Annotated in this window: 8 protein-coding genes and 1 pseudogene; 4 read left to right on the top strand and 5 right to left on the bottom strand. The window is 62.4% G+C overall.

Annotation, left to right across the window (positions count from 1 at the left end; all coding sequences use genetic code 11):
- Positions 1-157 precede the first annotated feature (157 nt).
- The 4 genes and pseudogenes from ACZ0AI_RS11375 to ACZ0AI_RS11360 form a co-directional block, all read right to left on the bottom strand.
- Positions 158-1,795 carry a methyl-accepting chemotaxis protein gene (locus tag ACZ0AI_RS11375; RefSeq protein WP_463565836.1) on the bottom strand — a complete coding sequence of 546 codons (1,638 nt, stop codon included), beginning with the start codon at positions 1,793-1,795 and terminating at the stop codon, positions 158-160.
- A gap of 290 nt (positions 1,796-2,085) precedes the next feature.
- On the bottom strand, positions 2,086-2,820 hold the full coding sequence (locus tag ACZ0AI_RS11370; protein ID WP_463566104.1) for a methyl-accepting chemotaxis protein: 735 nt from the start codon (positions 2,818-2,820) through the stop codon (positions 2,086-2,088).
- A 123-nt stretch (positions 2,821-2,943) separates the two neighbouring features.
- A pseudogene (locus ACZ0AI_RS11365) lies at positions 2,944-3,630 on the bottom strand (cache domain-containing protein); the annotation flags it as partial.
- Positions 3,631-4,032: 402 nt separating this feature from the next.
- A complete protein-coding gene (locus ACZ0AI_RS11360) occupies positions 4,033-4,770 on the bottom strand; it encodes a GntR family transcriptional regulator (RefSeq protein WP_463565835.1) in 738 nt (245 codons plus the stop codon).
- Positions 4,771-4,944: 174 nt separating this feature from the next.
- Here ACZ0AI_RS11360 and ACZ0AI_RS11355 point away from each other — a divergent pair, with 174 nt between their 5' ends.
- Together ACZ0AI_RS11355 and ACZ0AI_RS11350 are read left to right on the top strand one after the other, a co-directional pair.
- On the top strand, positions 4,945-5,775 hold the full coding sequence (locus ACZ0AI_RS11355; RefSeq protein ID WP_463565834.1) for an amidohydrolase family protein: 831 nt from the start codon (positions 4,945-4,947) through the stop codon (positions 5,773-5,775).
- 33 nt (positions 5,776-5,808) lie between these two features.
- Positions 5,809-7,110 (top strand): SLC13 family permease, encoded by a 1,302-nt coding sequence (locus tag ACZ0AI_RS11350; protein ID WP_463565833.1) that lies wholly within the window; start codon positions 5,809-5,811, stop codon positions 7,108-7,110.
- Positions 7,111-7,224: 114 nt separating this feature from the next.
- Here the strand turns inward: ACZ0AI_RS11350 and ACZ0AI_RS11345 are convergent, their stop codons facing one another.
- Positions 7,225-8,352: a PQQ-dependent sugar dehydrogenase gene (locus tag ACZ0AI_RS11345; RefSeq protein ID WP_463565832.1), complete on the bottom strand. Its 1,128-nt coding sequence runs from the start codon at positions 8,350-8,352 to the stop codon at positions 7,225-7,227.
- Between the two features lie 173 nt (positions 8,353-8,525).
- Between ACZ0AI_RS11345 and ACZ0AI_RS11340 the strand changes: the two genes are divergently transcribed.
- Positions 8,526-11,939 carry an AAA family ATPase gene (locus ACZ0AI_RS11340; RefSeq protein ID WP_463565831.1) on the top strand — a complete coding sequence of 1,138 codons (3,414 nt, stop codon included), beginning with the start codon at positions 8,526-8,528 and terminating at the stop codon, positions 11,937-11,939.
- A complete protein-coding gene (locus tag ACZ0AI_RS11335) occupies positions 11,929-12,393 on the top strand; it encodes a hypothetical protein (protein WP_463565830.1) in 465 nt (154 codons plus the stop codon). The genes ACZ0AI_RS11340 and ACZ0AI_RS11335 overlap by 11 nt, the downstream gene beginning before the upstream one ends.
- Positions 12,394-12,455 lie beyond the last annotated feature (62 nt).

Raw genomic sequence — 12,455 nt, 5'->3', positions numbered from 1 at the left:
CGGTCGCGATCGTGTTTTAGTGGGAGGGGCTTTAGCCGCGATTGTGCCTGCCTAGGCGTAAAGAGCTCGGGGCTAAAGCCCCTCCTACGAATTCGCTCAAAGCCCGCCGTCAAGTTGTAGCTGCCGCTTCATGCTCATAAAGGTCATGAACAGGCTATCAGGCCTTGAAGAAACTCACCCGCTCCATCAGGCGGCGTGCCAGAGAAGACAACTCCTGGCTGGCCGCAGACACCTGAGTGGAGCCGGCAGTGGTTTCCACCGTACTGGCGTGGATGCGACTGATGTTCTGGTTGACGTCCTCGGCCACCAGGCTTTGCTGCTGTGCGGCGCTGGCGATCTGCGCGCTCATGTCCTTGATCGCGCCGACCTCCTGGCGAATGCGCTCTAGCGCCTGCTCGGTCGCGGTGGTCTGTTCGACGGTCTTGCGCGCCATCTGACTGCTGGTCTGCATGATCTGCGCGGCGCCGCTGGCGCCGGCCTGGAGTTTTTCGATCATTGCGCTGATTTCTCGGGTCGAGGCCTGGGTTCGGTTGGCCAGGGAGCGCACCTCGTCGGCCACTACGGCAAAGCCGCGGCCATGTTCACCGGCACGCGCCGCTTCGATTGCGGCGTTCAGCGCGAGCAGGTTGGTCTGGTCGGCGATGGCGGTAATCACTGCGATGATGGTTTCGATGTTGCTGCTGTCGCGGGCGAGTTGCTCGACCCTGTCCGCGGCCGAATCGAGCACGCTGGCCAGCTCCTGAATCGCCTGGCCACCTTGCATCACCAGGTGGCTGCCATTCTCCACTTCCGTGTCGGCGGCGCGTGTTGCCGCTGCAGCGGTGCCGGCATACCCGGCAACTTCGTTGACCGTTGCAGCCATCTGGTTGATAGCCGCTGCCATCTGTTCAGCCTCTTCGGACTGAGCCTGCAACTGCCGGTTGTTGCTGGCCGAGGTGGCCCGTAATTGATCCGACGACTGATTCAACTCGTTGGCAGCGCTACGCACCTGGCTGATGGTATCGCTCAGACGTGCACTCATGTCCTTGACCGCGCCCATCACGCTATTGGCGTAGCGGGTTTCGATTTTCTGGTCGAGGGCGCCGCCTGCCAGACGCTGAATGACCTGGGCCACCTCGTGGGGCTCGGCACCGAGGGTCGAGCGCATCTGGCGGATGATCAGCATCGAAACGATCACGCTGAGCAGAATTGCCACGGTGGTCACCGCCACGATCAGCAGGGCGAAACTGCCGGCCGTTTCGCGCACGCCACCCAGGCTGGTGGTGACTTCCCGTTCCTGCAAGTCGATGAAGGTATTGATGCGCTTCAGCCATTCCAGGTAGGCGGCTGCAACCTCTCGGGACAGCAGCGTTTGCGCCCCCTCGACATCACCGGTTTGGCGCAGGCTTATCAGGCGCTGGGTAAGCTCGCGAGTACTGCCCTCGATGGCCTTGATCTGGGTGAGCTGGCGTTGTTCTTCCGCGCTCGAATTGCTGGCCGCAACCAGCTTGTCGAGGGGCGCGGCGGACTCTTGGTAGAAGGCATTCAGCCGCTCGATGTTCCGCAATTGGCTATCCAGCGCTGCGGCGTCGCGGGCCAGTACCAGATCGCGAATGGCAATCGCGCGGTCGTGCACACTGCCCCGGAAATTGATGGCATAGCGCTGTTTGAGGCTGGCACCTTCGCTGACCTCGCTAAGACTGCTGTCGATGACTTGAACACGCTGAATGCCCACCAGCGCGATCAGAATCATCAGCGAAAGCACCAGACCGAATCCCATTGCCAAACGCTGGGCGATCGTTAACGGTTGAGACATGTGCAGCGTACCTTTAGGAGGGGTGTGGCCATCCCCGTCGAGCAGAGTGAGGTGCATGCGCTGAAGGGCGGCCTGAGGACGCTGAGGCTATTGTTTCTGTACGGGAAAGCAAGCGTTTAATGATGGCTAATTGATGCTATAGCGGGCGTCTATCGTGCATGGTGCCGACGTTTGCAAACGAGGGGGCGGCATTTCCGTCGGGGAGGGAGACGAGCTTCTTAGGCGGTTTCGCTGCGTGAGGTATTCGGCCCGCTGCCGGGCCGAATACGGGCTTGATCATTCAGCTCCCATCAAACGCGGAATTGCCCCAGCAGGCGGCTGAGCTGCTCGGCCAGTTGCTTGAGATGCTGGCTGGCGGCACTCGATTGCTCGGCCGACTCGGCGGCGCTGTGGGCCAGCCCGGCGGTGTGGGTGACGTTCTGGTTGATGTCGTCGACCACATGGGACTGCTGCAGCGTGGCGCTGGCGATGGAGGCGTTGAGCCCAGTCAGGTTGCGCAGCGATTGGGCGATCAGCACCAGGCTTTCGCCAGCCTGGCTGGCCTGTTCGACCGTCAACTGCGACGCCCGGCTGCTGTCGCTGATGGCTTTTACCGCGGCCTCGGAGTTGCCCTGCAGGCGTTCGATCATGCCCTGGATTTCTGCGGTGGATTTCTGCGTGCGCTGGGCCAGCAGGCGAACCTCGTCGGCCACCACGGCAAACCCACGGCCCTGTTCGCCGGCGCGTGCCGCTTCGATGGCGGCGTTGAGCGCCAGCAGATTGGTCTGTTCGGCGATCGAGCGGATGACCTCCAGTACGCCACCGATCTGCGTGCTTTCCGTGGCCAGTGACTGGATCACCGTCACGGCCTTGTCGATGGTGCCGGACAACTGGTCGATCTGCTTCAGGCTGGCGTCGATATTGCGCTGGCCCTGTTTGGCCTGCTCCTCGGCGGTGTGCACTTCGCTGGAGGCGTGTTCGGCGTTCTTCGCCACGTCCTGTACGCCGTAGGTCACTTCGTTGACGGCGGTGGCGACCAGTTCCATCTGCTGGGCCTGCTGCTGGCTGTGCTGCTGCGCAGCGCTGGAAATTTCGCCCAGCGAGCGCGCGGCCTGATCCAGGGAGCCTGCAGAGTCGAGCAACTGGCGGATTACCTGACGCATCTTGCCGGTGAAGGCGTTGAAGTGTCCGGCCAGGGCGGCCAGTTCGTCGCGCCCCTGATCGTCGAGGGTATGGGTCAGGTCGCCTTCGCCGCTGGCGATGTTGGACATCGCGGTTACCGCTTGCTGCAAGGGCAGGGAGATACTGCGCGAGATCATCACCACCAGAACGATCAGCAGCAGGGTAGCGGGTACGCCGATAGCCAGGGCGCGCAGGGCCTGGGATTTGAATTCGGCCTGCACGTCATCGACATACACGCCGGAACCAATGATCCAGCCCCAAGGCTGGAACAGCTCGACGTAGGAAATCTTCGGTACCGGATCGACGCTGCCTGGTTTTGGCCAGCGGTAGTTGACCGCGCCTGCGCCCTGGCTTCTGGTGATGGCGACCATGTCGTTGAACAGCGCCTTGCCGTCCGGATCCTTGAGCCCGGAGAGGTTCTGCCCTTCGAGCTTGGGGTTGGTCGGGTGCATGATCATGGTCGGCGTCTGGTCGTTGATCCAGAAGTACTCCTGGCCGCCGTAGCGCAACCCGCGAATAACTTCCATCGCCTGTTTCTGCGCCTGTTCGCGGCTCAGGCTGCCGTTGGCTTCCAGGCCCTGGTAGTACTTGAGCAGGCCAACGGCGCTCTGTACCACGTGCTGGGTCTTCTCGGCCTTTCCCGCATACAGACCGATGCTGATCTGATTGAGCATGTAGCCGCCAAGCAGCACCAGCATCAGGATCGGCAGCACCATGATGAGCCACAGGCGACGGTTTATCGGCAAGCGACGTAAGCTGTTCATGGGCGCATTCCTGATTGTTGGAATTATTGTTTTCTGCCGCGCGACACTTTCTTTCAGCACCTGATAGCACTTCGGCAGCACCGCGTAAATCTAAATAGTGGGCGGCCGAGATTTTCCTGTCAGAAAATGACCGCAGCCCCATGGCAGAGGCTCTGGCGGCTATTCAGGTGAGCGCTTGAAAGGAGCAGAAGGCACTGGCCTGACCGCGAAAAGGGCGCAGCTGTCAGGCCGAGCCTGGCTCTTGTCGGGAGGGGGGAGACTGGAGGGCGACGAACAGTTGCGAGGCGCCTGCTCAGCAGGGCCTCGTGGAGGTCAGCAGATATCGATCTGGTAGCGAAAGTTGTCCGCCGCAGCCCGCGACAGGCGGTATTCCAGCGGGCTGCGGTCGTAGCCCAGGGCGGTGCGCTCGATCACCACGATAGCGTCACCCTGGCCAATGGACAGCGTCTGGGCAATCTCGGCGTTTGCCGAACCAACCGTGAGCGTTTCCCGTGCCGAGGCGATGCACTGGCCGCACTGCCTTTCGTAGAAGGGGTAGAGCAGGTCACCGAAGGTATTCGAGTCGATATCCAGCAACACGATGAAACGTGAAGCGGGCAGCCAGATTTCCTCGTGGAACAGGGTGCGGTCTTCGATTACCCGCAGACGCTCCATGCGCAATACCTGCTCGCCGCTTTTCAGGGCGAGTGCCTTGGCAACCTCCTTGGAGGGCTTCTGCAGTTCCTTCGAGAGGATTTGGCTGCTGGGCGTCTCCCGGCCGCCGCTGGCATTCACCTGACGAAAGAAGCGAGCCAGCGACGAATCGAAATTCGGTCGGCGCACGAAGGTGCCGCGCCCCTGGCTACGCAGCAGCAGCCCTTCGTTGACCAGCGTATCGACCGCCTTGCGCACCGTGCCGATGGCCACGCCATACAGCTTGGTCAGTTCCGCTTCGGTGGGAATCGGCGCACCGGGCGACCATTCGCCCGCAGCGATCTTGGCCAGCATCTCCTCACGCAAACGTTGGTACAGCGGCAGGCGTTGGTCGTATCCGAGTGTCGAGGCGTTCATAGCGTGTTGTTGTCCGGTTGCCACAGGCTGGCGCCACTCTACCACCGGCGGGTCGATTGACAGAATGTCCGAGTCAGATATATGGTCAACTATTCATATATATGACTGGATGTCGTTATAACAGCAGGCGGCCTTGATGCCGGCCTCTACAACAATCGATCAGGTATTTCCTTCATGAGCATTCCCAGCCCTGCCATTACCGGCGTCGACACCCATGCGCACATCTTTCGCCAAGATCTGCCCATGGTTGCCAATCGTCGTTACAGCCCGCATTACGATGCGTTGGTCGAGCAGTACCTCGAGCATCTGAATAGCCACGATCTGTCCCACGGGGTGTTGATCCAACCGAGCTTTCTAGGCACTGACAATAGCTTCATGCTTGAGGCTCTGCGCCGTCATCCGGAGCGTCTGCGCGGTGTGGCGGTGGTTGATGCGTCTGTCAGTGACGCGCAGTTGGACGAGCTCGCTGCAGCCGGCGTGGTAGGCATTCGCTTGAACCTGATTGGCAAGGCGCTGGAGGACTACACCGGGCCTGAGTGGACGGCGCTTTTCGTTCGCTTGGCGAGCCGTGGCTGGCAGGTGGAAATTCAGCGCGGCATCGATGACCTTGCGCAGATCGTGCCGGCCATCGTCGCCACCGGTGGGAACGTAGTGATCGACCACTTCGGCCTGCCGACTGGTGGCATCGACCCGCATAACCCCGGCCACCAGGTTTTCCTGCAACTGCTGGGCGATTCGCGCGTATGGCTCAAGTTGTCGGCCGCATACCGCAGCAAATCCGACCCGCTCAGGGCAACTGCACTACTGGCCCAGGTGCGCCAGGCGGCGGGTGGCGTCGAGCGCTTCCTGTGGGGCAGCGACTGGCCCAACACCCAGTTCGAAGATCGGACAAACTATGCCGGTCAGTTCGAGTTGATCAAGACGCTGTTGCCGGATGCGGCCGAGCGTCATCAGGTGTTGGTGCATAACCCCGGCAAACTTTTCGGCTTTACCAGTACCTGCTGATCCCATTCGAACAACAAATAGGAAGCCTTCATCATGATGAGCCTGCTCGTCGTTGCGGCGATCGTCGCTGCCGTAGCCCTCGGCTACAAGACCAAGATCAACATCGGTCTGTTCGCCATTGCCTTTGCCTACCTGATCGGTTGTTTCGGCATGGGTCTGAGCCCATCCGAGGTCATCAGCATGTGGCCGGTGAAGATTTTCTTCATCATCTTTTCTGTATGCCTCTTCTACAGCTTCGCCACGGTCAACGGCACATTGGAGAAGCTCTCTGAGCACTTGATTTATCGCTGCCGTAGCGTGCCGCAGTTGCTGCCGTTCGCGGTGTTCTTCACCGCCACCGTGATCGCTGCAATGGGCGCAGGGTATTACACGGTGTTGGCGTTCATGGCGCCGATCACCCTGTTGCTCTGCCAGCGCACCGGCATGAGTCTGATCGTCGGCGGCATGGCAGTGAACTATGGTGCCTTGAGCGGCGCCAATTTCATGTCCAGCCAGAGCGGCATCATCTTCCGCGGACTTATGACCAACGCCGGTATCAGCGACAACGATGCGTTCATCAATGCGATCGGGATCTTCGTCAGTACCCTGGTCATTCCGTTGCTGGTGATTTCCGCCTTCGTGTTTCTGACCCGTCAGGGCCGCGCGATGAAAACCGCCGTGTTCGATGTTAGCGAGCCAACGGCGCTGAATCGTGAGCAGAAGATCACCTTGTGGCTGACCCTGGCCATGATGGCCATCGTCCTGGCTGCGCCGATTGCCCATATCGCACTGCCTGGCAATACCACCATCAGCTTCATCAACGCGAAGATGGATATTGGCCTGATCGCCAGCATCTTCTCGGTGATCGCATTGCTGTTGAAACTGGGTGACGAACGCAAGGCCATGGCTTCGGTGCCCTGGGGCACGCTGATCATGATCTGCGGTGTGGGCATGCTGATTTCGGTGGCGATCAAGGCCGGCACCATCGATGTACTGGCGTCGTGGATCGGCGGCAGCATCCCTCCGGTGCTAGTCCCTGTGGTGTTTGGCGTGGTGGCGGCGTTCATGTCGCTGTTCTCCAGCACCCTGGGCGTTGTGACCCCCGCATTGTTTCCCATGGTGCTGCCGATTGCCTCGGCTCTGGGGCTGGAGCCGATGGTGCTGTTCATCGCCATTGTGGTTGGCGCTCAAGCCACCTCGATTTCGCCATTTTCGTCGGGCGGCAGCCTGATTCTTGGCTCCTGTACGTCGGAGCAGAGCCGTGCCTCGCTGTTCCCGCAACTGCTGTTCAAGGCCGCGCCCATCGGCTTCGTCGCCGCTCTGGTGTTCAACGTGCTGCTGACGTTCGTCTACTGAGGCCAGCGCCAGACACAAAAAACCGCAGCCAGGCTGCGGTTTTTTGTGTGCGACGTATTTACGTAGCCTGGTGTTGAGCGAAGCGATACCCAGGGACGGTTAAATGCCGTTCGACTACTTGGGCTGCAGCTCCAGCAGACGACCGCCGCTGCCATCTTCCAGCAGCCAGATGCTGCCGTCCGGGCCTTCCTGCACTTCGCGGATGCGTGCGCCCATGTCGTAACGCTCGGTCTCGCGGGCGTTGTCGCCGTCGAAGGCGACACGCACCAGTGCCTGCGAGGACAGCCCGCCGATCAGACCCGCACCGTCCCAGCCCGGAAAGTGCTCACCTTGATAGATGACGAAGCCAGCCGGCGAGATGACCGGGTTCCAGGTGATCTTTGGTGCTTCGAACTCGGGGCGGGTGTCGTGATCGGGGATTGGCTTGCCGCCGTAGTGATCGCCGTTGGAAACCTCCGGATAGCCGTAGTTTTCGCCACGTACGATCAAGTTCAGTTCGTCGCCGCCAGCCGGGCCCATTTCGTGTACCCACAGCTTGTCCTGGGCGTCGAAGGCAATGCCGAGCATGTTGCGATGGCCCAGCGACCAGATCTGGGCAGCGACGCCGCCCTGATCGGCGAACGGGTTGTCGCCAGGTAGGCTGCCGTCATCGTTCAGGCGCACCAATTTGCCGAGATTGGCTTTCATGTCCTGGGCCGGGGTGAATTTCTGCCGCTCGCTGGAGGTGATCCACAGCTTGCCGTCCGGGCCGAAGGCCAGGCGATGGCCGTAGTGGCCGCTGCCGCTGACTTTTGGCGTCTGCTGCCAGATCACGCTCAGCTCGGTCAGCGCACCGCTGCCGTCGTCGTTGAGCTGCAGCTTGGCGCGGGCCACGGCGGCGCCACGGGTATCGCCATCACCGGCTTCGGCATAGCTGATGTAGACCCAGCCGTTGTTGGCGAAATCCGGGTGCAGGATCACGTCACCGAAGCCACCTTGGCCGCCATAGGCGACTTCCGGTACACCGGCGATATCGTGGGTCGCGCCGCTTTTCGGGTCGACATGCTTGAGCGCGCCACGCTTTTCGGTGACCAGCAAAGTGCCGTCGGGCAGGAAGGTCATCGCCCAGGGCTCGTCGAGGGTGGCACGGGGTTCGGCGGTGAACGGCCATTGTGCCTGGGGCAGGGCGTCGGCAGCCTGGGCGCTGAGGGTGGCGAGACTGAGTGCGATACCACCGAGCAGGTGGTGGACGGGACGAACCATGGCGAATCTCTCTCCTTAAGGACGGATCTCACACGTTACCCGCGCCTTGCGGGGGTAGCCGGACGTTTTTGTTACGACGCACGTCAAGCGCGTTGGTTCGAGTCCGATCCCCGCAGCTCGGCAACAGTGCCACAATAGAGGCCTGCCATTGATCCGAGCTAAGCACCGTTTCCATGAAAATCCTCAGCCTGCGCCTGAAAAACCTCAACTCGCTCAAGGGCGAGTGGAAGATCGATTTCACCGCCGAGCCCTTCGCCAGCAATGGCCTGTTCGCCATCACCGGGCCGACTGGCGCGGGCAAGACCACCTTGCTCGATGCCATCTGCCTGGCGCTGTATCACCGTACGCCGCGCATGGAACGGGTCGGCGGCGAGAACGAGCTGATGACCCGGCACACGGCCGAGTGCCTGGCCGAGGTCGAGTTCGAGGTGAGGGGGCAGGGCTATCGCGCGTTCTGGAGTCAGCGGCGCGCGCGGGATAAATCCGATGGCGCGTTGCAGGGCGCCAAGGCAGAGCTGGCGCGGCTGGATGGAGAGATCATCACCGACAAGCTCAGCGAGAAGCCTCGCGAAGTGGAGCGCCTGACTGGCCTCGACTTCGGCCGTTTCACCAAATCGATGCTGCTGGCCCAAGGCGGCTTCGCCGCTTTTCTGGAAGCCTCCGCCAACCAGCGCGCCGAGCTGCTGGAAGAGCTGACCGGTACCGACATCTACGGGCTGATTTCCCAGCGGGTGTTCGAGCAGACCCGCGATGTGAAAACCCATCTCGATCAATTGCGCGCCCGTGCCGAGGGCGTCGAGCTGCTTGGCGACGAGCAGCGCCAAGCCCTTGGTGACGAGGCGGCGCAACTGGTGGTCGCGGAGGGCGAGACGCAGAGCGCGTTCGCCGAAGCGGGCCGACAGCGGCAGTGGCTGACCGATCTGGCGCGCGCCGAGGCGCAGGTCACAGCAGCTGCCAGTCAGGTCGAGGCCGCGACCCAGGCCGAACACGAGGTGGCCAGCGAGCTCACGCGCTTGCACAAGAGCGAACCCGCGCAGCGGCTGCAGCCGGCGTATCAGGCGCGGCGCGAGGCTGCCCAAGCGTTGGCGGCCAGTGAAGATCAACAGCGAGCGCATCGTCAGGAACTTGCCGAGGCCAGTGCAGGCCTGCACGCCAACCTGAAGCTGGCAGCGCAGGCCAGTGCTGCGATTGCCCTGGAAAAGCACGAGGCGTTGCAGCAACTGGGCGATGAATGCCGGGCCCTCGATGTGCAGTTGCAGGCCTCTGCCGACCATGAACGACTGAGCGCCCAGCTCAGCGGCTGGCAACACGCCTTCGAAGCGCGCGATCAGGCACAGCAGGCCATTGCCGCTCTGCAGGTCAAGCAGCAGGTTGGCGCCGATCAATTGCAGCGGTTTCAACTCAGCCTGGACGATCTTTCCCGGTCGGTGCAGACTGCCACTCAGGCCAAGGCCGATGCCGAGCAGCGTGTGGCCGAGGTGGACGAGCGTTGGCAGAAGGCCCTGGCCGGGCGCAGTGAAACCGACTGGCGCAATCACTGGCAGCAGGTGCACGCCCGCGGCAGCGCACTGGAGCAGCTTGGCCAACTGGCCGAGCGACGTAGCCAACTCCGGCAGCAACAGCAGCGTGTTGCGACCGGTCTTGCCCGCCAGCAGCAAGGCCTGAGCGAGCGCGAGGCCGAGCTATTGGCGCTGCGCGAGCGCTACCGCGAGGTGAAACAGCGGCTGACCGATCAGGACAAGTTGCTTGAGCAGGAGCAGCGTATCCAGGCGCTGGAGGCCTACCGCACTCAGCTCCAGGTTGGCGAGGCTTGCCCGTTGTGCGGCTCCACCGAACATCCGGCCATCGCCGCCTATCAGGCACTGGACGTATCGGCGACCCAGCGCGAGCGCGATGAGGCGCGGCAGACGCTCGAGGCACTGACCGAGCAGGGGCAGAATCTCGGCAATCAGCTTGCCGCTCTGCAGGCCCAAGTGGCGCAGAGCAGGGAGCAGGAGCAGGAACTGCAGCGCCAGCTCGATGCGCTGGCGGCTGCCTGGCAACGTCAAGGTGAGGTGCTCGATCCATTGCCCGATGACGAGCCGGCACTCGCTGCCGCGCAAACCCGGCAGATCGCCGAACGCGTCGAGGTCGACGCTACCCTGAAACGGCTCGATGGCCTCAAGCAGGAACTGGAGCGTGCTCGTCAGGGTGCCAATATCTGCAGCCAAAAACATGCCGCTGCCCAGCAGCAACTGAATGCCGTCGAGCGCGACCGTGATCTCGCCCAGGCGGCGGCGCAGGCACTGGACGAACAGCTCCGGGTGCAGCGCGAGCATCACGGCCAGGTCGAAGCCGAACTGACGGCACAATTGGCCGCCTTTGGTCATGCGCTACCCGATGACGGTGCCGCTTGGCTGGCCGATCGCAAGGCCGACGCCGGGCGCTGGCAGGAGGCGCAGCAGCGGCGTCAGGCGCTGGCACAGCAGCAACCAGGCTTGCAGCATCAGGTCGCCGATGCGGACAAACAGGCACATCAGTGGCAGGCACGCTGGCAGGAAGTGGGTGGCGAACCGCTGGTTGCCGTGTTGCTGGATCAGGCCGCTGCAAGCCTCGAATCTGCCCAGGCAAGCTGGCAGAGTGCAGAGCGGCGCTGCCTGGAGTTGCGCATCACCCTGGACGGTTTCGCGCAGCGGCAGGTCGCCCTGAACGAGGCCGAGCAGAGCGCTGCGGCTCATTGGCAGGCAGCACTGGCAGGCAGCCCATTCAGCGATGAAGGCGAGTTTCTGGGCGCCTTGCTCGATGATAGCCAGCGCGAACAACTGCACGCGCTCAGGCAGCGCCTGGAAAAAGCCCAGACCGAAGCGCGCGCGCTGCAAGCATCGGCTCAGGCTCAGTTGGCCGTGCTGCGTACCGAGCCGCAGACAGAGCATAGTGCTGAGCATCTGGACGAACAGCTGCAGGCCTTGCAGGCGACATTGAGACAGCTCGGCCAGCGGCAGGGCGAAATTCGCGGGCAGTTGCAGGGCGACGAACAGCGCCGCCTCAATCAGCAGGCGTTGTTCGAGGCCATCGAGGCACAGCGCCGCGAGTACGACAGCTGGCAGCAACTCAATAGCCTGATCGGCTCGGCCGATGGCGCCAAGTACCGGCGTTTCGCCCAGGGGCTGACCCTCGGCCATCTGGTGCACCTGGCCAATGGTCAACTGCAGCGTCTGCATGGTCGTTACCAGTTGGCGCGCAAGTCTCTGGGCGAGCTGGAGCTGGAGGTGATCGATACCTGGCAGGGCGATGTGGCCAGGGATACTCGCACCTTGTCCGGCGGCGAAAGTTTTCTGGTCAGCCTGGCCCTGGCTCTGGCGCTGTCCGATCTGGTCAGCCACAAGACGCGCATCGATTCGCTGTTTCTCGATGAAGGCTTCGGTACCCTGGACGGAGAAACCCTGGAAGTGGCTCTCGATGCGCTGGATAACCTCAACGCCAGCGGCAAGATGATCGGTGTGATCAGCCACGTCGAAGCGCTCAAGGAGCGTGTCGCCGTGCAGCTCAAAGTCAGCAAGGGGGTTGGGATGGGTTACAGCACGCTGGAGAAACGTTATGCGGTTTAAAGTTCTGCTGCTGTGCCTGCTGGCGGGCTTTGCCCACGCCGAGGATGCACAGAAGGATCATGGCTTGCAGGTGATGGACGAGCGAGGGTGCGTGCTTGGCAACGCGAACATGCAGGCGCCGACCCTGACCCTGATGGCCGCTGCCTATAGCGAGTCGGAGGCGCGCAAGGCCATGGCGTTGTCGCAGATGAAAGAGGCCCTGGAGGCCGGCTGCCCGGTCGATGAGCCTGACCAGGTGGGCCTGTCCGCCCTCAATGGCGCCATCCTCTATGACGAGCCTGAGCTGGTGAAGCTGCTGCTCGAAGGCGGCGCCGATCCGCGGCGCAAGATCGTCAGCCCGAAGACCACGCTCAATGGCCTCGATTCTTTTGCCTTTCTCGAGCTGCTCGGCAAGCGCGACGGCAAGCGAGATCGTAAAGCCATCAAGGCGTTGCTAGAGGCCAAGCGTTTGTAAGTGTTTGGCAAGACATCGGCGGTTGCAAATTCTCCGCGGAACCATGTGGCGGCTAGGGCTAT

The sequence above is a fragment of the Pseudomonas sp. AC355 genome (genome assembly GCF_979258205.1).
This window is presented reverse-complemented; position numbering and strand designations above follow the sequence as displayed.

Bases quoted from the DNA above. Each gene is read 5' to 3' on its own strand.
- ACZ0AI_RS11375 (WP_463565836.1), bottom strand. From the start codon at position 1,795: ATGTCTCAACCGTTAACGATCGCCCAGCGTTTGGCAATGGGATTCGGT.
- ACZ0AI_RS11370 (WP_463566104.1), bottom strand. From the start codon at position 2,820: ATGGAACTGGTCGCCACCGCCGTCAACGAAGTGACCTACGGCGTACAG.
- ACZ0AI_RS11360 (WP_463565835.1), bottom strand. From the start codon at position 4,770: ATGAACGCCTCGACACTCGGATACGACCAACGCCTGCCGCTGTACCAA.
- ACZ0AI_RS11355 (WP_463565834.1), top strand. From the start codon at position 4,945: ATGAGCATTCCCAGCCCTGCCATTACCGGCGTCGACACCCATGCGCAC.
- ACZ0AI_RS11350 (WP_463565833.1), top strand. From the start codon at position 5,809: ATGATGAGCCTGCTCGTCGTTGCGGCGATCGTCGCTGCCGTAGCCCTC.
- ACZ0AI_RS11345 (WP_463565832.1), bottom strand. From the start codon at position 8,352: ATGGTTCGTCCCGTCCACCACCTGCTCGGTGGTATCGCACTCAGTCTC.
- ACZ0AI_RS11340 (WP_463565831.1), top strand. From the start codon at position 8,526: ATGAAAATCCTCAGCCTGCGCCTGAAAAACCTCAACTCGCTCAAGGGC.
- ACZ0AI_RS11335 (WP_463565830.1), top strand. From the start codon at position 11,929: ATGCGGTTTAAAGTTCTGCTGCTGTGCCTGCTGGCGGGCTTTGCCCAC.